This is a genomic window from Exiguobacterium sp. s5, from assembly GCF_018618075.1.
Lineage (GTDB): Bacteria > Bacillota > Bacilli > Exiguobacteriales > Exiguobacteriaceae > Exiguobacterium > Exiguobacterium mexicanum_A.
This window is the reverse complement of the sequence record NZ_JACSLK010000007.1, coordinates 1-23,691: the sequence shown is the minus strand read 5'-3', so window position 1 is coordinate 23,691 and position 23,691 is coordinate 1. Positions and strand designations below refer to the sequence as shown.

Genomic DNA, 23,691 nt, shown 5'->3' with positions numbered 1-23,691 from the left:
AGAATGAACTCTATATGCTATTCTAGAAATAGGGAATAAATTACATATGGTATAGGGGATGGTTTACATGTGGATGGTTTTAGGATTGCTCGCGATTGGGGCGACACTGGTCAATTTGTATACGTTCAGCATCGGGAAAGACTATAAGCTACCGATGGCGATTGCGTTGTCCTTGACCGCATTGACGGTGTGTGCAGATTACAGCTATTTATCAGTCTGGGTCGAAGCGGAGGATTGGAGTGCGTTGGCGGATGTCATACCAGGTATGGGACGAGCGTGGTGGGTCTTAACGAGCATCTCGATTCTATTGAACATATTGCCGATTTTCTTGGAGCGAATGCGAAAACAGGCCTGAATGATCCGATGTCAAAATTTGTGAAACCTTTCGTCCGGATTTTCGTAAAAGATAACGATCAACATGAATGGGGTGATGGACATGAAACTAGATCGGGCAATCTTCACAGGGGCTTCGGCGATGTTCAAAGCATTTATGAACTCAGAGGAGAATGAGTTGAATAGAGAAGAGATGATTCAAGCGAGAGTTGCTGAGTCGTCAGGAATTGGTTCGTTCAATGAGACAGATTTCATCATGTTCAATGGAATCGAAAAAGTGAGATCGTTCGCGGACATGCTGCGTAATGCAGATGATGCGCTCGAAGATTCCATTCACGGGGAACCGGACTTTGACTTGGAGCTTCATTGGAAGGGCGGGATGATGGCACAGTATCATCTTTGGCTCGGACAGAAACATCAACCGAGCTTTTTGATGGATGTGACGCATCCGCATCTCATCTATCGCGTGTCGAGAGATATGACGAATCAGTTGATTCAAGTGCTCGGGGTGGACGAGTAAGTGATTGACGTGTGATGTGTAACTTTTTTTGAATTACGTATAGCTACCAAACACAGTTAAAGGAGCCCCTTTTATGAAACGAAGACATATGTCAGTCTTTGCTCTTTTCACGTTAGCCCTTACGTTGACCGGTTGTGGCTCGAACGATTTTCGGACGGATGGGATTGAAGAAGTCCGCGTCTCGGAATCGGACGGATTCAGCAGTTTTCAAGAGCGCGATATCGTCACGTTCGACGAACCGGAATCGATTCGAGTGTTCGAAGACATGCTGCGTGAGGCAGACGAAATTCCAGGTGTCGCCAATGTGGTTGGGCCGGAATACGATATCGAAATCCGCTTCGAGGACGGGGAGACGGACCGCTATTACCTTTGGCTCAACGATGATGCGAAGTCGGCAAGCAGTCTTTATGACGCGGACGACACAAATATCGGCTACCGCCTTCCGGCTGACGTGACGGAAAAATTGATCAATCTGCTCGAACCAGGCGACTAAAAAAGACGCCTAGAATGGCGTCTTATGAGTTGAAGCGGATAAAGCGTTCAATCTGTTGCTCGCTCTTCCGTGCTTGACGACCAATCCAAATCAAATGGCCGGGGCTGTTCAAGATGGTGAGCTGGGCGTGCGGGATGAGCCGTTTCGCGTGATGCGCGTGGCGGACCGGCACGGCCTTGTCATTTTTGGAGTGGACGATATACGTCGGGCACGTCACCCCGAGCAGCGCTTCATCGGTCACTTGTTGCCGCAGGTCAAACTGGGCACCAAGACCGAACGCCATTTGGCTAGCGACTCGTTTCAATAGGAAGATATCGTACGGGGTCACTTCGTCGCGGATGACATCGAGTGCGAGCAGGCTCGTCGATTGAATCATGCGGGCCGTCGCCTCGAACGGTTGTTTTTGAATGGCGCGGGCGACGAACTGTTTCATCGCAAATTGCAGCGCGATGAACGCAGGCTGAGCGACGTTACGGCTGATGTATTGCCGATAGGGGAAGTCGACGACGCTCGTCACAGCGGCAGCGAGCGTAAGGCTGAGCGCGTGGTCGTTCTGCGATGCGAGCTCGATTGCCGTCGGGCCACCGGCCGAAATGCCGTACACGTGATACCGATCGATTGCCATGATTTCCATCAAATGACGTAGGTTGGTGGCGAACGCTTGCGGTGAAGCTGAAAATGAGTACGGAGTCTCACCGTAGCCGGGACGGGATGGGACTATGACCCGAAAACCGGACACGACGAGCCGGTCCACATGGTACGGTTCGAGGCTCGATGATTGGGTCCCATGAATCAGAACGATGACCGGACCATGACCGCGGTCCATATATTCGATTTTCGTGCCGTTGACGTGCGCGTAATGTTTCACTGCGGAAGGGCCTCCTTAAACGATTTGTAATGGAAAATACCTTTATTTCATGGAAATAACATGCTACTGTCTGTTTATACATATTTTACATAGAGAAGTGAAAGGGGATTAAACCGTGAACAACCGAGAAAGGTTACTCGAGGTGAGACGGTTTTTCGAACGCCACACAGATGATAATCATCCAAAGACGTTAGAAGACTTGCTCGAATATTTATCTACGATCGGAGATACTTCTAAGTTAGCAAAAAAATCAGTGAAAGACGACATCCAAGCATTGACCGATTCGGGGTTCGAGGTGCAGGATGAGCTCGAGAAGAACGGCCTCGCCAAAAAATATTGGCATTCGGCCCGTTTGTTTGAAATCCATGAGCTCCGGATGATGGTCGACGCCATCGTCGCGGCGAAGTTCATCTCGGAGGACGTGACAGAGCGGATCGTCGAAAAGCTTCAAAAACTGACGAGTATTCCGGAAGCGGAAACGCTCCAGTCGATCATCAAGACACCGAAGAAGAAACACGGACAGATTCCTTACCATATCGATCGCATCCAGCGCGCGATCCAAGAACAAAAGGCAATCTCGTTCCAATATACGGACGTCGTCGGCTTTGACGCCACGAAGCGAACGTTCCCGCTTCGCCGTGACGGCGAGCGTTATGTCGTCAATCCGATTGACTTGCACTGGAACCATGAGCAATATTATTTGATTGGCATCGATGAGTCGATCGGGGAAATCCGAAACTATCGCGTCGACCGCATCGTCAACTCAGAGATTGTCGAGGATGATACGCCGCGCATGAAACATCATTTGCCGGATGACTACTTCCAAAAGTCGTTCAATATGTACAACGGGCTCGACGAGGAAATCGTCCTTGCCGTCGACGAGCGCGTCCTCCCGGTCATCTTCGACAAGCTCGGCGAAGACGTCTCGATTACTCAAGACGGAGAACGCTTCCTCATCCGCTTCGATGCGGCCGTATCCGACGGGTTCGTCTTCTGGCTCTTGTCGCTCGGCACGCAAGTCGAGGTGCTCGAACCAATCACGCTCCGCGACCATTTGCGCGAGACGATCGAGGCGATGGCCGAACGATATGCGAAGGCGAGCATTCACTGAAACGATTGAAATGAAGGTATGATATACTGCTTGCGACACTTGTAGAAGGGGGACAGGCGGATGTTAGATTGGATGCCATTAATCATTCCGATTGTCGCTGTCATTTTTGTCGCTGTCGTCGCAAGACGCGCCATGAAAATGGACCAAGAGAAATAAGCTAGGACGGACATCCTTCTCGTCATGAGGGGGATGTCTTTTCCGTCCAAAAGGAGGAGACCGGTGGACACCATCACACATACGCTGTTCGGTCTGACGCTCTACGGGGCGGCCGACAAGCGAGAGCTTCAGAAAAACGAAAAACGTGCTTTGTTCGTCACGACGCTCGTCGGGAGCCAAATCCCAGATAGTGACGTCATCTCGCGGTTATGGGACACGGAAGGGATGTATCAGATGTGGCACCGCGGCATCACTCATTCGATTTTCCTCGTCCCGTTGTTCGCGCTACTCATTTACATACTCGTGCGCCTCTTGTTCAAGGTGACCGATATCCGTTACTTCTGGTGGGCGCTCTTGTCCGTGTTCATCCATAACACGGCAGACTTGTTCAACGCCTGGGGGACGGGTTACTTCGAACCGTTATCGGATGTCCGGGTCACGTTCGGTGTCATCCCGATCGTTGATTTCGTCTATTGGGGCATTTTCCTCGTCGCCTGGCTGATCGCACGGCGAACTGACATCAGTCATACGGTGTATCGCTACGCCTGGGCAGTGATCGTCGTGCACGTCTTGATTCAAAGTGCGCAAGGGGCGTACTTGTATCAGTCGTATGCCGCCGATCACGATGAAGTGGCGCTGTCGGCCTCGTTCATCCCGACCCAGTTCACGGTCGTCACAAAGACCGATGAGTCGGTGTCGATTTACAGTGACTCGGTCTATCAAGAACCCGAGGTCCAATACGAGTTGACGAGTGCGGACGATGCCGATTTGAATCCGCTCTTCGCCGAAAATAAAGAAGCGATCACGCTCAAACAGTGGTCCCCGTTCGTTGTCGTCGTCGAGGATGATGAGCGGCTCGGCCTCTACGATCCGCGCTTCTTTGACGGTGAGTCGTCATTCCTTTACGAATACATCGAATTGTAGGTGATTACGATGCGGCGCATCCGTTATTTGTTCATCTTCGGTTACGAACAGGCACTCAGTTGCATCTTCCCGGTCGCCATCTTCGGGGCGCTCGCGTTGACGAAATGGTTCGACTTTCCGATTCCGCGTTACGACGTCCTCCTCATTTGGTGCCTATTCGTCCAAGTCGTGCTCGTCAAGACCGGGCTCGAGACGATGGAAGAAGTGAAGGTCATCAGTTGGTTCCACGTTATCGGGCTCGGCCTCGAGCTGTTCAAAGTCCAGATGGGGTCATGGAGCTATCCCGACGAGGCGTTGACGAAATGGTTCGGCGTCCCGCTCTATGCGGGGTTCATGTATGCGAGCGTCGGCAGCTACGTCGTCCAGTCGTGGCGCCGCCTTGATTTGGAGTTTCTCAAGATGCCTCCACCGCTCATCGCGTTCGGCCTGGGAATCGCCATCTATTTCAACTTCTTTTGGCATCACATTTGGCTCGATTTGCGCTGGGTGTTGATTGGTCTCGTCTTTCTCGTCTTCGGCCGTGCCATCGTCACGTACCGGCTCGACGACCGCCGTTTCACGATGCCCGTCGTCGTCGCCTTCTTTTTGATTGCCTGCTTCATCTGGTTCGCGGAAAATATCGTCACGTTCTACAACGGTTGGGCATATCCGAACCAGTTGAGCGGTTGGGCGCTCGTTGACCTCGGCAAGCTGTCGTCGTGGTTCCTGCTCGTCATCATCAGCATCTTGCTCGTGGCGTGGCAGAAACGAAGACAGGAGCTCTCATGAAAAAACGTGTGCACCCGCTTCGGGTTGCACACGTTTTTTGGTTACGTCGTTCGTTGTTTGGAGCGGGCGACCATATGGACGATGAACACATAGAGCGGGAAGGTGAATGTGAGCGCGATAATTAATAGCCCGACGGCCGGACTTGGCCATGCCGCTTCATTCGGAGCGGGGACGATTCGCGTCCAGACATAAGTGAACAGCGCCAAATAAGGAAACCATAACACGTATAGGGATAGGTTCCATGTTGAAGCTTCGAGACGCCTGACAAGTTTGATGAGGATCCGCGTGAATAAGATGAGTGAAGCCAGAGCGATAGAGACGATGATTAGTATATAAATGTTATCCATTATCAGATAGAGCCGTCCGCTGTTGGCGAGCAGTTGAATGTTTAAGAGTAGGGTGAGCGCGAGCAGGATGGAGAGGTTTTGTAATTTGAGAAAGTGTGTCATGAAGGTCTCCTTGAAAATGAAATGGTGATGAAACTTTGTCTGGCAGCACCCGTATAAAAAGATGAGGTGATAAGTTTGATTGATATAATTGGGTTTTGGTGTATTGCGCTCGCACTTATGGGTGCGACGATCATGTATTTCGTCCAATGGTGGAGAGGACGAAAGTTAGGAAAGTTGTTTGCGTCTATTGGGTCGCTCGTGCTAGTCATTCTAGTGTTGCTCGTGACGGTTCCAGATACATATGATCGGATTCATAGTCGCTACAAGACAGAGACGGGAATGTGCTATATAATCGATAACGGTGCTAAAGCCCGTGATATCGATGTATATTTGAATGGCGTACCGCACGAAACGCGCAATCGTCCCGATATCCCGTTCGGTCCTGGTATTGAATATGAATGCACAATCACGCTCACGCAGGAGTTGAAGACGCTCGTCGACTATGAGTTACGGTCTGAAGATGGTGACGTTCTATTTTCAACATACTAAGGTGTTCCTTTCATGAAGGAATACTTTTTATTTGCTTATTGATTGGGGTGTTCAATGTAGCTAGCACATTTAAAGTTGTCTCAGAGTATGTGCGTAATTTAAAGATAGCATAATTCACCTCTTTATTTTTTGAATATTGTTATTATTTACAATATTACTGTGATAGAATCAAAAAACACACATATGGTTTTATTTTACTTTTGTATCGAGAAAATGTTTTATTTTGGAGAGAGTTCTTTTTGACTGTGTTTTAGGCGGCTAATCATTGAGAGAATAGAAACTCATGTCACAAAAGGAGAGAATCGGATGAATTGGATTGCTCAAAAATCGGCTCAGTTTTTCATCACGCTATTTGTATTGATTGCAATCAGTGCCTTGCCGTCACTCGTCGTGGAACTCGAGTTCGTGCCATCAAATTACTGGAACGGGATTCAACAACAATTCAGTCAGTTGGCGAAACTCGACGAGATTACATACTACAACGTCACCGCACAACGCGAGTTACCGTTATTGCCAGACCTCGCCCCGCTCATGAAAGAGACGGTCATCATCTTTATGACGTCACTCATCGTCTCGGTCGGGTTCGCCCTTCTGTACGCCTATTTCTTTTATCGGAGCGGGAAGCGCGTGCGCACGGTGCTCCAGCAAACGAGCCAGACGCTCGAGATGATCCCGGATTTGTTTTGGCTCATCTTCTCGCAATTTCTTGCCATCACGATTTATAAGAAGACAGGGTTCGATCGAATTGAAGTCGCAGGTGGGTTCGCCGAATACATACGCTTTTTGCCGATTGTGACGTTGACGCTCACGATTCTGTTCTTCTTCCTCAAGTGGTTGACGAAACATATCCTCGAGGAGGAGGTGTCGTTGTTTCTCGAACTGGCCCGGGCCAAAGGCGTCAGACCGGCCGCCCTGTTCTGGAGACATTTGCTCCCGAATTTGGTGTACCGCTTCTACCTCTTTTTCCGCTCGAACTTGATCACGGTGCTATCGAGTCTGTTGATTATCGAGTATTTGTTCAACGTGCAAGGGATTTTCCGGTTCGCCGTCTATAATCCGGTCATGCCAATCCTGCTCGTCATCTTGTTGGTCGTCTATATCCCGATTTTTATATTGGATTTAGTAGCAGAATGGCTCATCCCGAACGCTTGGAAAGGAGGGATTTGATGCGACGCACGTTACTGCGGGACCCGATTTTCATCATCGGGTTCGTCATTTTTGCCAGCTTGCTGTTACTAAGTATCGGGAATACCGTATTCCGCGATGGCCAAGTCGACCAATTCTTGAACCGTTACTCCGACGAAGGTCGGTTGATTGGCATTCCGCCGCTCGAACCGTCGAAAGATCAGTGGCTCGGTACCGACCGGGCCGGCAACGACTTGTTCCAGATGATGATCGAAGGTTTTAAGTGGACGGTCGGCATTTGTGCCACCGTTGCGCTCGGACGGATGGCGTTCGGCCTATTGATTGGGATTCCACTCGCGTTTCGCGGGGCGCGCGTGAACCGAATCTTCAAAATGGTGTTAGACGGGTTTTTGATTTTACCGATTTCCCTTCTTGCCATGATGATGCTGTTCCCGTCCTTTTTCTTCGCGGATTCGACCATGGTGCCGCCGCTGCTGGACCGCGTGACGCTGCAGTTGACGGTGTTCGTGGCGCTCGGCTTGCCTGCAGTCACGCTCTATCTCATTACAGAGGTGCGGCAATTGCTCAAACAAGAGTTTATGATCGTCGCCGAGACGTTAGGAGGCAGTGTGTGGCACCGGACAAGGAGACACTTATGGCCGCACCTCGTTCCGACGTTGGTCATCGTCTTCATGCAGCAATTCGTGCAAACATTGATGTTGCTCATTCATCTGTCGTTGTTCGGCGTCTTTTTCGGAGGCACCGTCTTCCTGTTTGAAGGGGTGCGACCGACGCTGTTTGAATGGTCGTCGATGTTCGGTTTTTATTTCACGCAGTTCACAGCGACGACATGGATGACAAACCATATGTTCCTCGTTCCGGCTCTCGGCCTGTCACTGCTCGTCTTCCTCAGCAACTTGCTGACGAGCCGCCTCGAGCGGGCGTTTCGGTTACGGCGACAAGAAGCGGTCATCACGGAAGAGACGATGTCTCAAGCCGAGGCAGCGGCCGCGTCGCTCGCCGAGCCGTTCACACTTGTGCATGCGGATGGCTCATTTCAAAAGATGAATCAAAAGAAAGCGGACGGCATCACACACTGATGTCATCCGCTTTCTTTTAGTACTTGATTATCGTAAAACTAAGGAGGTAAAGATGGTGAACACGAAGTCGTTTATGCTCGTTTTTGTCTCGGTGTACTTGTTAATGAGTCTTCCTTCAATGTTAGGAATCGGTTATGTGATTGATTGGATTCCGGAAGCCGCTTTATTGCAAAAGCTGAAGGGATATGTGATTGATGGTTTTACTCACAACTCTCTTTTTAAAATTGTGTTCTCAGCCATCGCGAGTGGGATTTTTACCTTCTTTTCATCAAGACGGATAGCCAGTCATAGTGATTGAATTCGCTCAATATTATGAGAAACCTATGATAAATTAATCTTCAGATTGTGATTTGACTCGATTAATCCATGCATTAAGCTTGTTATAATCGATTTCTCCAGAATATCAGCGCTTCCTGTACGATTTATTCAAGGTGTATCTACTTCGTGTCAGTCTTCAATCATATCTTCTCCAGCGTGTCACAGTTTCTCAAGTGAGTCGCGCATATGCGCGATCACATCGTCAAGGTGGCGTTCCCAAGCCCCGAGTTCGGCTACGACTTTGAGCGGGGCGTTCGACCGGTACGACCGGGTCGGATTTCCGGGGAAGCGCTTGTCCGTCAAGTTCGGATCGTTCTCGAAGTCGCCCGTCGGTTCGACGACGTAGATTCGTTCACGCGCATTTCCGCTCGCCAGTTCGGCTCCCCACTTGGCGGCGTCGAGAGTGGCCGTGAAATAGATGTAGTTCGACTGCTTGTCTTGATAGTTCGAGCGTCGCTTCGGTTCAAGCAAGTCTCCAAGTTTCAGTTCGGCTTTCGTTCCGTGGAAAAACGGGCCGGGGTCGAGCGGTTTCATGTCATCGGTCATGCTTTATCTCTCCTTCAGTCAGGCTGTCTTCACAGTATAGTGGATGGATTTAGGAGAACACAGTCTGTTTTTGGTTCGAGAATCGCGATATAATAAAGACGGGAAGAGCGTTCGGCTCTTCCTTTTTTGTTACATAGAATTCAAAGCTGTTTTCGGAACGAATAGCTCGTGATGGCGTAGTCCATCTTGTCTTTATAAAAGCGATGCGCCTCGGTCCTTGCCAGTCCGGACTCGAGGGCGACATATTTGGCACCACTGTCGCGTGCGTATTCATGAATGAAGTGAAGCAACATCTCGCCATATCCCTTCGAGCGATGGTTCACGCACGTCACGAGGTCGTAAATGAAGACGTGTTTCTCGAGATATAGATTGACGCGGAGCTCAATCCCCGCAAGCGAGACGATGACATCGTCGGCGTATAACGCATATAGTTCATACCCTTGTGGTCGCATGGCGGCGACGAGATCGCGATAGGCGTCGAGCGTCAAGTCGGTGCGCAGTTGATTCATGACTGGGAACGATTCATCGAGTTCGTGTGGCGACTCGATTGGTTTGATGGAATAGATGGTCGATGGAATGGGAATCATGCCTCCTTGAGGGGGGTGTTATATGTAGATTTCGCTTTCGTAAGTCAGGATTCCTTTCCTTACTTATAAACGGACAGAAGGGACAGATATATCGTGAAACATGCGTTAGTGATCGGCGGCAGCGGGATGCTGGCGGGGACGGTCCTTTGGTTGGAAGAGGTTGGCTATCACGTGTCCATCATCGGACGGGATGCCGAGAAAATGAGCCGATTGACCGAACAAACACCCGACCGACTGTCTGCCGTATTGGTCGACTATCGGGACGACTTGCGTCTCAAGGAAGCGCTGCGAAGTTCGATTGCGGATCACGGAGATTTCGACTTGGTCGTTGCCTGGGTTCATTCGGACGCAGCTGACGCCTTAACGTGTGTGTTGTCAGCACTACGAGGGGGAACGGACGTGTTCCATGTTCTCGGTAGTCGCGCCAACTCGAGCGGTGTGAGAAACGGGCTGACGATCACTGAAGACGTCCGTTATCACCAAGTGCAACTCGGTTTTCAAGTCGTGAAGGGGGAGAGCCGCTGGTTGACGCATAAAGAGATTGCCGGAGGCGTGATCGAGGCGATTCAAGGGAAGGAACCTCTCCATTTAGTCGGAAATGTAACGAGATGAAACGATTAACAATAATAAACTGAAGTGATAAAAGGTCGAACGATACATATGAAAATGCTCTTCGGGCAACCTAGATAGAGTATCATCTAGAGCGATTTAGATAAGAAATTGAATTGGGTTAACTCTGTGAAGGACTTGATGCTGTATCCAAATGGAAATTCTGAGTTTGCGTATAATGGGCTTGGATAGACGTTACAGACAGCAGTCGTGATGGAGAATCGAAACGGCTAAATGTGGGGTAAAATCGATATGATGACACAAAAACCTTGAATGCGCACTTTTATTAAGTGTCGATCATTCAAGGTTTTATTATCAGGTATTTCTCAACTAGTCGACGATGCCTTCGCAACGATTTTATCAACGACCGTGTTACAATTTTCTTGATTCACCTCATAAAACGTATCCTCATACGTCAATGACACGTGTTTACCGCTTTGAAGCTCATACTGTTCTAGTAGCGGACGAATCCGGTCATGGACGACTTGTGCGGCTTTTTGTGACGTGTAGGGGAAGATGATGGCGAACGTATCGACTGCGATCCGATACTTGTGATCGGTTCGTCTTGTTGCCATATGGAGCTCGTCACTGAAATAATTCAAGAACCATTCATATTCAGTTCGTCCGTAATGTTCCTTGAAACGAGCGAAGTCATTCAAGTGAATGAACGAGACTGAGAATGAGCCACCGTGGCGAATGAGACGGTCTCGTTCCGCACTCAAGTCCATCCGAAATCGCTCGGTATTATCAAGCCACGTCTCTGGATCGACCGCAATCAATTGTCGCGCTTGTTCCTCTAACTCGTGCCGGGACAGTTGAACGGTGTTCACGAGTTGATGAACGAGACCAGACAGAATGGACATGACGAGAAGCAGAATCGTAAAACTGATGCCTCTGGCGTTAAAAAACTGAACGTTTCCTGTTTCGTAAATGGACGCGAGCCATCGGAAATAGATGAATAAAAAGAGGAGGAGCGTGACAGACAGAGTCAGCCCAGCTCGCATCCCGAAGATGAGAGAAGAGAGTATGATGGTGGGTAAAATCAAGTAGCCGAGAAGACCGGTGTTACTTTCAGACAAAAGGACGATATAAGCCATCGTACCGACAATCATACAAGCGATGAGACCGAACAAATAAATCGATTCATTAGTCCATTGCTTCATGTTCACCCCTCCATCTGTCTTGAATCGGCTCACGATGAGCCACCTCTTCAATTACCCGCTATATATGCGGAATAACCAATCAAAGATGTCCGTCACCTTCATTATAAAACATTAGACTGGAACGACGAGATCGTTTTTCGAATCGGAGCGAGTGCGTTCTTCGGGATTAAGTAAACGACACCACCGACACAGATGCCGGTGGTGTCGTCAGTTATGTGGCAAGGGTGGTCTGGCCATCGTGAATCAACGTGTCGATCGATTCGCTTCATCGCGCCCGTCACTTCAAAGTCGAACACATGGATCGGAAGATGATTGTCTCTGGCGAGGAGGAGTGACGAGTGATCCATCGCCTATGCGATGCCGTTATATGTGATCGGACGCGACGCCGATTATGAAGTCGCACAAGGCATGTTAAACGGTTTGCCTGAATCTGAGTTAAGGTTATTAGAAGCAACGTGGCATCAACTCATTCGTGAACAAACGATGCTCGCAACGACTAGCAAGCTGGTGATTGCGGAACAGGCATCGCATGCCATTCAATTAGATCGTCCGGATGTCATTGTTGCTGTGGTAGAAGAACACATTGATCAGATGACTCAAGCGATACAATAAGCCGATTGAGAGGATGGTCTCAATCGGCTCTTTCTGTTGTTTCGCCAACACTATAACCGCATTAGGATGCTTCCTCCTCGTGTAGAGCTGACGTATACAAAGCTTGTCTTGATCGCTCTAGTACAACCCGTACTGTGACCAAGCCGACGAGCAAGAAAGCGAGTGAAAAGGCGACATACGTCGAGCGAATCCCGACATATTCAGCGAGGAGACCGATGCCGAACGTCAACCCGATAATCAAGACGGACTCCGCTACGTTGATCACCCCGGAGAAGCGGCCCATCAGGTCGGTCGGGACATTGTTTTGATAGAACGACAAGAAGCCGGTGTTCGCGAACGACAAGGCGAACGTGAGCAGGAAGAATCCGACCGCTGCGACCACGAATGACTCGGAGAAGGCGAAGACGAGATAGCCGACAGGTGTTAGGATGGCACCGAAACTGATTAGGAACGGTAACGTCAGCCGGGCACTGAACGTCGCGTTGATGATGGAACCAGCGATAATCCCGGCTCCGGCAACACTGACGAGAAAACCGTAGCGACTCTCAGAAAAGTTGAGCACTTGCGTCGCGAACGACGCCTCGAGCGAGTCGAGCCTCGACATGAAAATCGTCATGACGCAGAATAGGCCATAGACGAGTGTCACGTAACGCATGGTCGATGCGAATCGGACGACCGTTTTCCAATCATCGAGAATCATGCGCAGGTTGAACACTTCGACTTCGTCGCGGGCCGTGAACAACTTCGGTAGTAGGGAGAGGATTCCGACAGACACGAGCAACGCCAGCGCGTTCAATTGTATCGCGAGCGCGGGTGTACCGATCATGAACAACAATCCCGCGATGGCCGGGCCTAAGATGAATCCGGCCGATTGGACGAAATTTTTCATGGCGTTGAACCGTTGACGGTCACCGCTTGGGACGAGCTTGGTCATGTAGACGAGGGAGGCCGATTCGAAGACGGAACTCGCGATGTTCAATAGAAACACGAGCAAGTAGATGAGCGCGAGTGAGTCGATGAAAGCGAGACTGAAGACGACGACGGCGCGGAGCGCATCAAGCCACATCATCAAGCGGCGTGTATCGGTACGGTCGATGACCGAGCCTGACCAAACGTTCGCGCATAGTGCCGCGAGCGGGACCAGAATGTAGAGGACCGAGACGGCGAACGGCGATTGCGTCATCTCGAGAACAATCAAGTTGAGGGCGATGAAATACACCCAGGCGCCGAGGTTCGAGATGCCGACGCCAGTTAGTAAGAGTAAAGTGTGTTTCCAAGTATTCATCGCAATCGTCCCCGTTCAAAGTAGATTTTGAACAGTATGTCACAAAAAGGCTCATCACCATAAGGTGTGGTTGACGCATAAAATCCATCAGATTTTGAATTGAACATAGAAAAAAAGCGAAAACCCCGGTATCGTAATTGTTGCTTAGACAAACCACGATTGGAGTTTTCGCTTTGTCCCAACAGTTTATCAAATTACTTCTTCCACTTCCAGACCTTTTTCAGATTCAGATGTCTTCAGACGAAGAACCAAACGTTTTTCCGGTCATCCCGGATCGACATGACATCCCTTGTCCGCTGTGCCAGAGAAAGACCATCCTGCATTCGAAAAAGCGGCGTCGCTTTCGACACGGTCATGCGTGGAACGTCGGTGTACTCTGGATCGAACTGGATGTCCCACGTCAAAGATGCACCTCTTGTGATTTGACGTTCGTGTATGACTACGGTCTCGGGCTCGTCAGCACTTCCACCGAGGTGTTCCGGAAAGGCATCGCAAAACGTTGCCACGGACGGACAATCTCAGATGTCGCACGCGAGTACAGCCTCCCTTATACGACGGTGGAGCGCTGGTTCTATCAGTACGCTTCGGTGGAGACGATGGAGCGTGCAACGCATGTCCTGGTCGACGAGTTCGCCACGAGAAAGGGGCACCACTATGCGACGATTGTCCTCGATGCCAAGAGTGGCCAGCTTCTGTCCATTGTCCCGGGCCGGGACGTGGCAGCCATCTCGGCAGCACTTCAAGGCGTATCCGGGGATGTCCGTTCTGTCGTCAGTGATTTTGCACCGGCGATGGCGAAGGCCATCAACCATGTCTTCCCGGAGGCAGAACATGTGCTGGACCGGTTCCACCTCGTCCAGTTCGTCACGGACGCCCTTCGCCGACGGCGTCGTTTTTGAACGAGGCAAGACGCCATCACCACGTTCGCGTGATCGATCGTTCGCTCGCGCGTCGCCCGGAAACGCTGACTGGGGAAGACCGGGAGGTCGCCCGTTCCTGTATGCAGGAAGATCCATTCATTCGGAACCTCTATCAAGGGCTCCAGCATATCCGGTATGTGCTGAAGGCGACGTGCGAGATACAGTCGCAACGGCGGCTCACAGACTGGTTGGACCGTTATCAGTTCCATCCGTGCGGGCCCCTGGCGAAGATCGCGAAAGCAATCCGGGTCCGGGAGCAAGCGATGCGCCAGACAATCGTGTCAAGGCTGTCGAACGGGAAGATGGAAGGGACGAACAACAAGATCAAGCTCATCAAACGCCGTGGCTATGGCTATCGAAACCTCGAGCGATTCTTTTTAAGATTGCGCCTCGAGATCGGTCGTCAAAATAGCAACCACGAGTTATGGTGATGAGCCAGAAAAAGAGGATGAATTTATCGAAGTTTTCTCAAACAGGGGGTAAAATTACAAAGAATTTTTTCTTTTGTTCTTTGCCCAGATCACTAGAAACGATAGAAAGATCAAAATAAATAAGCCGTACTGATAACCGGGATGTATGGATTCTACAAGGCCATAAACAACAGCCACTTCAAGAGAAACGGCCGGAATTTTACCGATGGTGCTGGCAATAATGAATAAGCCACCTGGAATGGGCGTCAAGGCCGCCCCTGCTGTTACCAGACCTGATGGGACAAAAGGAATTAAGCGCAGCAAGATGATTGCCCAGAAGACGCGGCTTATTGAAGAACTCTGGATGTACCTCCAGAACGGCCGCTTTAACCACTTTGGATTAACTTTTGAAAACCCATATCGATATAGGTAAAATCCGACGATAGCGCCAAAAATCTCCCCCGACAAAGAAAGGATGACGCCAATGGTTAACCCTAAAGAACTGATATTGAGAGACGTGAGCAAAAAGCTTGGGAAAAAGCCAACTGCACCCATACTTATGTTGAAAATGAGAAGCAGCAGAAATTCTAAAACGGGGAACTGAGTGTTTATGGTATAATCCGCCTCCTGCGCTGTTTAAAAAATTGATGGTATATAAAAGTTCAGTTGAATGAAATTTTAAGATAGAGAAGTGCGTTCTATATCCGCTTTTTTCGAATTCGGTAATACACTAATCCTGAAAAGCCAACGACGAGGAGGAACAAATAGATTGAACTTAAAATCCCAGGTGGGAAAAATGTGCGAACGTCTTCAGAATTAGAAGGAAGGTTTGTCTCAGAAGCACTGACAACGGGAAACTGATAAGAAGACAAAAGAGTGCCATCCTGATCAGTAATCCTTAATAGTCCATCTTCTTTTACAGCGATTGTCACTTGCTCATCTGTTTGGTGTGTATAAAAGAAATCGCCTGGCGTAATGTATTCCACATCACCGGCAAAAAAGCTGCTTTCTTTCGGAATGCTCACTGTTTTAAAATTTTCAAATCCAAAATCCAAAAGTTGAATAGTGTCAGCATAAGCTTCTGCCTCTGTGTCGCTTTTTAAGGTGACGACAATTAAATTCAGGTTTTCTCTTTTGGCTGTCGTGGCCAGCGTGACGCCTGCTTCTGGCACAAACCCGGTTTTACCACCCGTAACGCCTTCATAAGGTTTTTCCCTTAATAGTTTGTGGTGGGTATAAAGCGTGGTATCCCAGGATTCACCGTTCCAGGGCAGTTCTTTTGTTCCAAATATTTTCATGAATTCATCGTTCTTCATCGCATATCGGGTTAACTTCGCTAAATCTTCGGCTGTCGTAACATGCTCGGGATCAAAAAGACCGTGGGGATTTTCGAAGTTCGTATTCCGCAGGCCAATTACATCTTCTAAATATAAATTCATATCAGCAGAAAATAACTCAACGCTGCCGCTGATGTGTTCAGCAATGGCGACGCCGGCATCATTTCCAGAGTTGACTAAGAGGCCCAGCAACAGTTTTTCTAAAGTCACTTGTTCTCCCTCTTCCAAATAAACACGGGTGCCTTCCGTATTGCGTGCTTTTTTACTGATGGTTACAATATCATTTAATTTTCTGTTTTCAATTGCATAAATGGCTGTGGCAATTTTTGTTAGGCTGGCAGGATACATCTGCGACTGTGCATTTTTTTCATAGAGGATTTCTCCAGTCGTTGCTTCCATGACAATAGCTGCTTCACTGGATACGTTTGGCAGGGAAGGGTCATCAGTTTTACTGAAAACGGACGAAACGATTAAAGTGTTGATCATGATTAAAATGGTTGAAACAACACTTAGTTTTTTCATAACTACTCCCTCCTGAGTGATTATTTTAGTTCTGCTTTATTATATAATTGACGGTTTCCCGGTCCGAATCAGTCGGTAAATGAAAGGTTTGCTGGTATTTCTCGTGTCCTTTACCGGTAATCACAATCCAGTCGCCTTCCTTGCTTTCATGGATTGCTTGCTGAATGGCGAGTGTACGGTCTGGAACGATGCTGCCTTTTGAGTTGCCGTATGTTTCATTTAGTTGGTTTAAAACTTCCAGCATATCTCCTGGAGAAACATTGTTCAGGTCGTCCAACGTTAAAATGTAGCGGTCACTCATTTCAGCAGATATGGATAGCATGTGCTTTCTCTTGCTGGCATCTCGATTTCCACGAAAGCCGAAAATATGGGTTATTCGTTGGGCCCCTTGTGATTTTGCAGTTTCCAGGCAGTAAGAGATGGCATCCGGAGTATGGGCATAATCCACAATAACGATCGAGCCCTTGGCCAGTTTCGTGACCTCAAAGCGTCCATCGACTCCCTTGAAATGGTGAATGGAGTTTAAGAGCTTTTCTTTGGGGATGCCCAGCAACAATGATGTTCCGTAGGCCATTAAGGTGTTATACATATTGTGCATTCCGGTCATGGCAGCGACCATTTGATACGTTTCGTTACTTTCAATCACCCGCATAGTGGAGGACAGTGAATGAAATTTTGCAACACGCAGGTTGCATTCAGTGGATGTGCCAATTGCATAAATCGGTTTTCCCTTTGTTTGCAGGATTCCACAGAGCTTTCGTCCCCACTCATTATCTGTATTCACTACAGCAATCCCATGTTCTTTCATCTGATTGAACATTGTAAGCTTCGCCTGAAAATATTCTTCCATGGAACTGTGATAATCCAGGTGTTCATGGTGAAGATTGAGGAACAAGCCGTAATCAAATTCAATGCCTTCTAACCGATACTGGGCCAGTCCATGAGAAGAAACTTCCATAATGACGACCTCATCCTGACTGAGGGTCAACAGTTTATGGAGAGCGAGTGAATTTGGTGTGGTGTTCGAGCTTTTCATTTTTTCGCCATTGATAATATTTTGGTTGGTACCGATGACAGAACAACTCATACCGTTGCTTTCCAGAAAGTGCTGGAGCATATAGCTCGTCGTCGTTTTTCCGTTGGTGCCCGTAATTCCAATCATTATTTTCTGGTCAGATGGACGGCCATAAAAATTCCTGGCCAGGATGCCAAGCGCTTTCCGGCTATTTTCCACCTGTAAATAAGGGACACCTAACCGGGTAATTCCTTGTTCTCCGATGACAAGGGCTGCCCCTTTTTCAATTGCCTGGTCAATAAACCCGTGACCATCAATTTCAAATCCTTTAATAGCAACAAACACAAAACCTTTTGCCACATCGCTTGAGTTATCGGCAATCCCCTTGATGTCTAATTCTAATATTCTGGAATCTAATCGGGAGATCAGACCGGATTCGTTCAAAAGCTGATTTGTTTTCATAGATTTGGTGACCTCTCTAAAACTATTTAAATTTGATTTATTCTATTATAAAAATGTTGAAAAAATGTGCAGAATTTATACGGGAAGCCTAACTACTAAAACTTAATGTTTTTGTAATACAAACGAAATCGAATCCTTTATGAACCATTACAGATAAAAACCCGGGATCTTGTTGACAAGATCCCGGGTTTTGGCGCTTTTATTCGGGTGACAGTTCGCTTTCAGTCACCCATTTATGATTGGTGACTTCCTCGCCTCCGGTGGTCGGGACGAAATCAACCATATAGACGGTCGTTTCTTCGGTAGAATCAACCGTAGCCGTTGCGCCGTCCATTCCCTCCATATGGTCAGCGGCAATGGCCGCTTCATCGCCCGTTTCCAATGGTTCATCACCTGGATTTTCCAATTCTGCGTGAATCACCCATTTGTGATTTTCAACCGGCTCGCCTCCGTCCGTCGGCGTATAGGTCACTGCATAGGCGGTTGTATCATAAGCCCCGACAATTGTGGCTTCAGCACCTTTCATGCCTTCCATATGATCGGTTTCAATAATCGCCTGGCTTCCAACTTCAAAGGTTGGATTTTCGGCTTCCTGCAAATCATCCGGGACTTCACCTGAACCGGAATAGAAGAAACTGCACAGAAAATCAAGAATTAATCGGTAAACTGGATTGGTTGACGTCTTCTGGAACGGTTAAGCAAGCACGGGGAAGTAGAAGTTAAGAGAGGGGCTGTATTTAATTTTACATACCTTGAAATTCCCCGAGTCTTATATAGAAAATTTCATTTGATTCCTTAAGGGATACAAAAATGATAAAGAAGAGGATTCAACTTACTGTAATAGGAGGTGTACAAGTGGCGGAAATTAGTTTGTATCTTGCGTTTGGCGCAGGGCTTTTATCATTTATCTCTCCATGCTCCCTTCCTTTGTATCCGGCTTTTTTATCCTACCTTACTGGAGTTTCAGTCAATGAGTTAAAGACGGGCAAGGGAATGATGAGGAGCACGGCTTTGATTCATACGGTTCTATTTTTGATAGGTTTCTCCATCATTTTTTTAGCGTTGGGCTTGTCGACTTCGCTTATCGGAAACTTCTTCTTGGAATATCAAGTTCTTCTACGTCAATTGGGCGCTATTTTGATGGTGTTTTTTGGCTTGGTCCTAACCGGTATTCTGAAATTCGACTTCCTGCTGTCGGATAAGAAATTACAGTTCCAGAAAAGGCCCTCCGGATACGCGGGTTCTGTTCTGATCGGCATTGGCTTTGCAGCTGGATGGACCCCGTGTACCGGTCCCATACTTGCAGGAGTTATTGCACTCGGAGTAGCGGATCCGGACAGTGGCTTACTCTATATGCTGTTTTACGTTCTGGGATTTTCCATTCCTTTTCTCTTGATGTCGTTTTTTATTGAGAAAATGACTTTCTTGAAGAAGAAGAGCGCTCTTTTCATGTCAATAGGAGGAGCATTAATGATTCTGATGGGCGTTTTACTTTACTTTGACATGCTGACAGAAATCATCGCTTTTTTATCGCAATTTACGGGTGGATTTACAGGGTTTTAATGGACTCAACCCATTATCTAGGAAGGACGTGACAGTGTATGGCTGCTAAAAAGGATAAAAAGAGAAATCGCTTGATTATGAGGACAAGTATTTGTTCATTCTGGTTGTCGCTATTGCATTTACCATCTACAACGGATTAACAAAAGAGAAAAACGAATTGCTGCAAGTTGGAGATTCGGCACCCGATTTTGCGTTGACGGATTTGAACGAGGAACGGCATCAGCTGTCTGAGTACAAAGGGCAGGGGGTGTTCGTGAACTTTTGGGGTACTTGGTGCAAACCGTGCGAAAAAGAGTTCCCGCTGATGGAAAAGCAGTACCAGGTATACAAGGATCAAGGTGTGGAGATACTCGCTGTCAATATTGCGCAATCCGATTATGAAGTGAGACAATTTGCTGAACAGCGAAATTTAACGTTCCCGATTGTTATCGATAAGGACAAAAGTGTTATGGAAGCTTATAATATCCGTCCATTGCCGACTACTCTGTTAGTCAATCAAGAGGGCAAAATCGAGAAAATTATTACGGGTGAAATGTCCGAAGAGGATATCGCGAGTTATATGGAACAGATCAAACCGTGCTGATACCTCTGAATTTCCCAAGCATAATGCGGGCCACGTTATTTTGAAAAATGCTGCAAAGAAAAAACGAGAAAAAAACATTTCTTTAAAGTGGACTAACCGAAAGAAAAGAAATGTCAGGTGTAGAAAATTTATAAATAAAAATCAGGCAAAGATCCTCCACCGGACCGATTGGAAGGATTATTCCTTTTGGGTCAATTGTAGAGGGAATGGATTAGCTGTTTTGAAATCAAGATATCTGCACAAAAAGTCGAAACTTTTTCGTTAAACTTTAAGAATGTTATACTTATAAAAAATAAAAAATGACATATTCGGAGGGCATCTACATGAAAAAAAAGAGAATAGGAACGGCAGTGCTGTCGGCTTTTCTTTTGTTGGCAGGCTGCAGCAATGATACAACGGATTCATTTGAAGTGCCGTTTGAAGGGGAACTGAACCATGTTCATGGGATGGGTTATGCAGGAAATGAGAACGGACTGTATTTTGCCTCGCATACCGGGCTGAAAATTTACCGGGAAGAGGGCTGGTTCGAAACGGCGGATAATTTTCATGATTATATGGGCTTTAATGCAACAAATGAAGGATTTATTACGTCGGGCCACCCAAGTGCAGACTCAGAATTACCCAATCCCCTAGGGATACAGCGAAGCATCGACAGCGGTAAATCGATTGAAGAGATTGCATTTCAAGGAGAAACGGATTTTCATGCCATGGCGGTGGGATATAACAGTAACGACATTTTCCTAATCAATCCGGCCAAGAATTCCCTATTGGAAGCCGGCGTATATAAAAGCGGTGATGAAGGCGAATCATGGAAAACTGTGAAGGCTGAAGGGCTGGAAGGCGAAGTGACTTCGCTCGCTCTTCACCCGGCTGACTCAAACTTCGTCGCTGCAGCTACGGCTGCAGGGATTTATTTCTCACGGGATGGCGGAGAAAATTTTAAAGCCATTACAGACGGAAGTGAAACAGGCACAGCGGTGCATTTCACCGAAGACCATTTGTACTTCGGAAGCTACGGGACAGCGGCGGCTCTGGTGAAGTATACTATGGAAAATGAAGAACTCGAGCCGGTGGATACACCGGACCTTTCACAAGATGCCGTCGCTTTTATTGCACAAAACCCGATGGATGGAATGGAACTGGCGATCTACACATTTGAAGGCAATGCCTACTTGTCGGAAGACGGATTACAGACCTGGAAAACGCTGCTGGAAGAGGGAAAAACCAAGTAGAAACCAGCTAGCCGTTTGAAAGACGAACCGAATCCAACAGCTTTCGGCAGCAGTCTTTGTCTTGATTGCTGCTAACCAATCGACTTAAAGAGGGATGCCATATTAAACAGGCTTGCATTGAAAATAGGTTTGCTGTTTTTTGTGTTTATTATCATCATTGAATTGGTTTTGTTTCTAACCCTGTACGTTACTTTTGTCAATGAACGGGTGGATGAAGTCATGACCAACCTGCTTGCAAGAGGGAACACCCACAGCGAAGTATTGGAAGACAGTTTTGAACCGGCGACATTGAACCATGTGGCGTTGATGGAATCGGCCTCCGATTTCATCGTCATCATCACGGATGCAGATGGCAACGAATTGACCCATTCCGATCTGATTGAACCTGAAATGAGGGAAGTGTTGGAACACACCGATTTTGATGAGGTTCTGCAGGGAGGGAAGGTCGTGGAAGAGCGATGGGACAAAAAAGAGTTTATTGCGACGGACAGCCCAATCACCATTGAAGGAGAACATAGAGGCCACGTGTTCATGTTTGCGGAAACCAATCATATCAAAGGGATGGTCAGTCATTTGCGAAACCAATTCCTGATTGTTGGCCTGATTGCTGTCGGGTTGACCGTCATCACAATTTTTCTGCTATCCCGATTGATTACGTTGCCGTTGATTCGGATGAAAGAAGCGACGGAACAGTTAAGCGAAGGGCACCACGAGGTCAGCCTGAATATTGGCCGAAACGATGAGTTGGGAGAGCTGGCGAAAGCCATCACTGCTCTATCCAGTGACTTGGAACATTTAAAAAATGAGCGGAATGAATTTTTGGCGAGTATTTCGCACGAGTTGCGGACGCCGTTGACCTATATCAAAGGATATGCCGATATCGCGAGCCGGCCGGATGCATCCGAGGAAGAGAAAAAGGAATACATTGGCATCATCCGGGAAGAGACGGCCCATTTGACGGAATTGATCCGGCAGCTGTTTGAGCTGGCTCAGATGGATCATAACCAGTTCGCCATTCAAAAAGAGGAATTTTCACTGGAGATGCTTTTTGCATCCGTCGTTGCCTTGGTTCGGCCAGCTTTTGACGAGAAACAGATTTCATTGGCTGTCCATTGTGAACATGAGATTGTCGCCTTCATTGATCCCGAACGTTTTCAGCAGGTATTGCTGAATGTCTTGGACAACGCCCGCAAGCATTCTCCTGAAGGAACACAAGTGGTATTACAGGGAGTCCAAGATAAAGGTACCATCACCATAAGCATCCGTGATGAAGGAGAGGGCATACCGGAAAAAAATCTTCCTTTTGTCTTTGAACGATTGTATCGGGTCGATAAATCCAGATCCAGACAGTACGGAGGAAGCGGTCTTGGCCTGGCGATTGCGAAAGAAATCGTCGAATCGCACGGTGGTCTCATGACGCTTCAAAGTGAGTACGGACAAGGGACAACCGTCCTGATAGAATTGAAAAGGGGGGATTCGCTTGCAGAAAGTGCTGTTGGTTGATGATGAACAACGAATGCTGGATTTAGTGGCTTTATATTTGAAGCCGCATCAGTACCTCTGTAAAAAAGCACTGGGAGCTCATGAAGCCCTCGACTATTTGGAATCGGAACCTTTCGATCTCGTCTTACTGGATATCATGATGCCGGAAATGGATGGCTGGGAACTGTGCCGCGAAATCCGGAAATTTTCGGATGTGCCAATCATTATGCTGACGGCGCGGGAACAACAGGAGGATATTGTTAAGGGATTGAATATCGGGGCGGATGATTACATCACAAAGCCGTTTAATGAAGATGAGTTGCTGGCCCGGATGGGGGCGCTGCTTCGCAGGAGAACTCCGAAAAATACCATTGAAGTGGACGGTTTGGTGTGGGACGAAGACCGGTTTGAACTTACGTACGGCAAACATATCATCAAATTGACGCCAAAAGAATTTCTGATGGTGGGCCATCTGATGAAGAATGCCGACAAAGTGTTTACGAGGGAGCAGCTGATCCAGTTAATTTGGGGATTCGACTCAGAGACGGAAGGGCGGACCATCGATTCGCATGTGCGAAATGTTCGGGAAAAAATCCGCCAGTCCGGTTTTCCGGTCGATGATCATTTTCTCACGGTTTGGGGAATCGGCTACAAATGGATCCATGAAGCAGAATGATGCTTGATAAAAGAAAAGGTCCGTCGGAAAATA

27 protein-coding genes and 2 pseudogenes are annotated in these 23,691 nt (G+C 47.9%); 19 read left to right on the top strand and 10 right to left on the bottom strand.

Going from position 1 to position 23,691, the window contains the following annotated elements; genetic code table 11:
* Positions 1-67: 67 nt before the first annotated feature.
* The 3 genes from KNP60_RS13245 to KNP60_RS13235 all read left to right on the top strand — a co-directional run bounded on the left by KNP60_RS13245 (position 68) and on the right by KNP60_RS13235 (position 1,346).
* The gene (locus tag KNP60_RS13245) at positions 68-355 is read left to right on the top strand and encodes a hypothetical protein (protein WP_214764002.1); all 288 of its coding nucleotides are present in this window, start codon (positions 68-70) and stop codon (positions 353-355) included.
* Positions 356-436: 81 nt separating this feature from the next.
* Positions 437-853, top strand: coding sequence for a YhfM domain-containing protein (locus KNP60_RS13240; RefSeq protein WP_138859454.1), 417 nt, complete (start codon positions 437-439; stop codon positions 851-853).
* A gap of 73 nt (positions 854-926) precedes the next feature.
* A complete protein-coding gene (locus KNP60_RS13235) occupies positions 927-1,346 on the top strand; it encodes a YhfM domain-containing protein (protein ID WP_214797650.1) in 420 nt (139 codons plus the stop codon).
* Between the two features lie 22 nt (positions 1,347-1,368).
* Here KNP60_RS13235 and KNP60_RS13230 read toward each other — a convergent pair whose 3' ends face one another.
* Positions 1,369-2,214: an alpha/beta fold hydrolase gene (locus KNP60_RS13230; RefSeq protein ID WP_214755045.1), complete on the bottom strand. Its 846-nt coding sequence runs from the start codon at positions 2,212-2,214 to the stop codon at positions 1,369-1,371.
* Positions 2,215-2,329: 115 nt separating this feature from the next.
* Between KNP60_RS13230 and KNP60_RS13225 the strand changes: the two genes are divergently transcribed.
* From KNP60_RS13225 to KNP60_RS13215, 3 genes are all read left to right on the top strand, one after another.
* Positions 2,330-3,325 (top strand): helix-turn-helix transcriptional regulator, encoded by a 996-nt coding sequence (locus KNP60_RS13225; protein ID WP_034777546.1) that lies wholly within the window; start codon positions 2,330-2,332, stop codon positions 3,323-3,325.
* A gap of 219 nt (positions 3,326-3,544) precedes the next feature.
* A complete protein-coding gene (locus KNP60_RS13220; RefSeq protein WP_214791365.1) occupies positions 3,545-4,405 on the top strand; it encodes a metal-dependent hydrolase in 861 nt (286 codons plus the stop codon).
* 9 nt (positions 4,406-4,414) lie between these two features.
* Positions 4,415-5,173: a DUF817 domain-containing protein gene (locus KNP60_RS13215; RefSeq protein ID WP_138859450.1), complete on the top strand. Its 759-nt coding sequence runs from the start codon at positions 4,415-4,417 to the stop codon at positions 5,171-5,173.
* Positions 5,174-5,214: 41 nt separating this feature from the next.
* Here the strand turns inward: KNP60_RS13215 and KNP60_RS13210 are convergent, their stop codons facing one another.
* Entirely contained in the window at positions 5,215-5,622 is a 408-nt protein-coding gene (locus tag KNP60_RS13210) for a hypothetical protein (protein ID WP_214797649.1), read from the bottom strand.
* A gap of 75 nt (positions 5,623-5,697) precedes the next feature.
* Between KNP60_RS13210 and KNP60_RS13205 the strand changes: the two genes are divergently transcribed.
* From KNP60_RS13205 to KNP60_RS13190, 4 genes are all read left to right on the top strand, one after another.
* A complete protein-coding gene (locus KNP60_RS13205; RefSeq protein ID WP_214755055.1) occupies positions 5,698-6,111 on the top strand; it encodes a hypothetical protein in 414 nt (137 codons plus the stop codon).
* 306 nt (positions 6,112-6,417) lie between these two features.
* Complete coding sequence (locus tag KNP60_RS13200) at positions 6,418-7,278, top strand: ABC transporter permease subunit (RefSeq protein ID WP_214711049.1); 861 nt, start codon at positions 6,418-6,420, stop codon at positions 7,276-7,278.
* Positions 7,278-8,336, top strand: coding sequence for an ABC transporter permease (locus tag KNP60_RS13195; protein ID WP_214755059.1), 1,059 nt, complete (start codon positions 7,278-7,280; stop codon positions 8,334-8,336). Before KNP60_RS13200 ends, KNP60_RS13195 begins: the two co-directional genes overlap by 1 nt.
* A gap of 55 nt (positions 8,337-8,391) precedes the next feature.
* Positions 8,392-8,634: a hypothetical protein gene (locus tag KNP60_RS13190; RefSeq protein WP_165569448.1), complete on the top strand. Its 243-nt coding sequence runs from the start codon at positions 8,392-8,394 to the stop codon at positions 8,632-8,634.
* A 179-nt stretch (positions 8,635-8,813) separates the two neighbouring features.
* Here the strand turns inward: KNP60_RS13190 and arr are convergent, their stop codons facing one another.
* Together arr and KNP60_RS13180 are read right to left on the bottom strand one after the other, a co-directional pair.
* Positions 8,814-9,200, bottom strand: coding sequence for an NAD(+)--rifampin ADP-ribosyltransferase (gene arr, locus KNP60_RS13185; protein WP_214797648.1), 387 nt, complete (start codon positions 9,198-9,200; stop codon positions 8,814-8,816).
* A 140-nt stretch (positions 9,201-9,340) separates the two neighbouring features.
* Positions 9,341-9,787, bottom strand: a complete 447-nt coding sequence (locus KNP60_RS13180; protein WP_029595529.1) for a GNAT family N-acetyltransferase — start codon at positions 9,785-9,787, stop codon at positions 9,341-9,343.
* Positions 9,788-9,880: 93 nt separating this feature from the next.
* On the opposite strand from KNP60_RS13180, the gene KNP60_RS13175 reads away from it, so the two are divergent.
* A complete protein-coding gene (locus tag KNP60_RS13175; protein ID WP_131472540.1) occupies positions 9,881-10,399 on the top strand; it encodes a Rossmann-fold NAD(P)-binding domain-containing protein in 519 nt (172 codons plus the stop codon).
* 323 nt (positions 10,400-10,722) lie between these two features.
* Here the strand turns inward: KNP60_RS13175 and KNP60_RS13170 are convergent, their stop codons facing one another.
* Complete coding sequence (locus KNP60_RS13170) at positions 10,723-11,559, bottom strand: GGDEF domain-containing protein (protein WP_029595527.1); 837 nt, start codon at positions 11,557-11,559, stop codon at positions 10,723-10,725.
* A gap of 369 nt (positions 11,560-11,928) precedes the next feature.
* On the opposite strand from KNP60_RS13170, the gene KNP60_RS13165 reads away from it, so the two are divergent.
* Positions 11,929-12,171: a hypothetical protein gene (locus tag KNP60_RS13165; protein WP_125318014.1), complete on the top strand. Its 243-nt coding sequence runs from the start codon at positions 11,929-11,931 to the stop codon at positions 12,169-12,171.
* Between the two features lie 61 nt (positions 12,172-12,232).
* On the opposite strand, the gene KNP60_RS13160 is transcribed toward KNP60_RS13165, so the two are convergent.
* Positions 12,233-13,456 (bottom strand): MFS transporter, encoded by a 1,224-nt coding sequence (locus tag KNP60_RS13160; protein WP_214755061.1) that lies wholly within the window; start codon positions 13,454-13,456, stop codon positions 12,233-12,235.
* 173 nt (positions 13,457-13,629) lie between these two features.
* Here KNP60_RS13160 and KNP60_RS13155 point away from each other — a divergent pair, with 173 nt between their 5' ends.
* Together KNP60_RS13155 and KNP60_RS13150 are read left to right on the top strand one after the other, a co-directional pair.
* Positions 13,630-14,355 carry a transposase gene (locus tag KNP60_RS13155; protein WP_084158426.1) on the top strand — a complete coding sequence of 242 codons (726 nt, stop codon included), beginning with the start codon at positions 13,630-13,632 and terminating at the stop codon, positions 14,353-14,355.
* Complete coding sequence (locus KNP60_RS13150) at positions 14,352-14,807, top strand: transposase (protein WP_084158424.1); 456 nt, start codon at positions 14,352-14,354, stop codon at positions 14,805-14,807. The genes KNP60_RS13155 and KNP60_RS13150 overlap by 4 nt, the downstream gene beginning before the upstream one ends.
* A 54-nt stretch (positions 14,808-14,861) precedes the next feature.
* Here KNP60_RS13150 and KNP60_RS13145 read toward each other — a convergent pair whose 3' ends face one another.
* The 4 genes and pseudogenes from KNP60_RS13145 to KNP60_RS13130 all read right to left on the bottom strand — a co-directional run.
* The gene (locus KNP60_RS13145; protein WP_125318013.1) at positions 14,862-15,341 is read right to left on the bottom strand and encodes a TVP38/TMEM64 family protein; all 480 of its coding nucleotides are present in this window, start codon (positions 15,339-15,341) and stop codon (positions 14,862-14,864) included.
* A 143-nt stretch (positions 15,342-15,484) separates the two neighbouring features.
* Positions 15,485-16,645 carry a D-alanyl-D-alanine carboxypeptidase family protein gene (locus KNP60_RS13140; RefSeq protein WP_029595523.1) on the bottom strand — a complete coding sequence of 387 codons (1,161 nt, stop codon included), beginning with the start codon at positions 16,643-16,645 and terminating at the stop codon, positions 15,485-15,487.
* 25 nt (positions 16,646-16,670) lie between these two features.
* A complete protein-coding gene (locus KNP60_RS13135; RefSeq protein WP_029595522.1) occupies positions 16,671-18,122 on the bottom strand; it encodes a UDP-N-acetylmuramoyl-L-alanyl-D-glutamate--2,6-diaminopimelate ligase in 1,452 nt (483 codons plus the stop codon).
* 199 nt (positions 18,123-18,321) lie between these two features.
* Positions 18,322-18,747: pseudogene (locus KNP60_RS13130) on the bottom strand (YdhK family protein); the annotation flags it as partial.
* Between the two features lie 230 nt (positions 18,748-18,977).
* On the opposite strand from KNP60_RS13130, the gene KNP60_RS13125 reads away from it, so the two are divergent.
* The 5 genes and pseudogenes from KNP60_RS13125 (at position 18,978) to KNP60_RS13105 (ending at position 23,658) form a co-directional block, all read left to right on the top strand.
* Positions 18,978-19,685 carry a cytochrome c biogenesis CcdA family protein gene (locus KNP60_RS13125; protein ID WP_029595520.1) on the top strand — a complete coding sequence of 236 codons (708 nt, stop codon included), beginning with the start codon at positions 18,978-18,980 and terminating at the stop codon, positions 19,683-19,685.
* Positions 19,686-19,723: 38 nt separating this feature from the next.
* Positions 19,724-20,268: pseudogene (gene resA, locus KNP60_RS13120) on the top strand (thiol-disulfide oxidoreductase ResA).
* Positions 20,269-20,591: 323 nt separating this feature from the next.
* The gene (locus KNP60_RS13115; protein WP_029595519.1) at positions 20,592-21,500 is read left to right on the top strand and encodes a F510_1955 family glycosylhydrolase; all 909 of its coding nucleotides are present in this window, start codon (positions 20,592-20,594) and stop codon (positions 21,498-21,500) included.
* Positions 21,501-21,599: 99 nt separating this feature from the next.
* Positions 21,600-23,003 carry a sensor histidine kinase gene (locus tag KNP60_RS13110; protein ID WP_214755065.1) on the top strand — a complete coding sequence of 468 codons (1,404 nt, stop codon included), beginning with the start codon at positions 21,600-21,602 and terminating at the stop codon, positions 23,001-23,003.
* Positions 22,981-23,658, top strand: coding sequence for a response regulator transcription factor (locus KNP60_RS13105; RefSeq protein ID WP_029595517.1), 678 nt, complete (start codon positions 22,981-22,983; stop codon positions 23,656-23,658). Before KNP60_RS13110 ends, KNP60_RS13105 begins: the two co-directional genes overlap by 23 nt.
* Positions 23,659-23,691 lie beyond the last annotated feature (33 nt).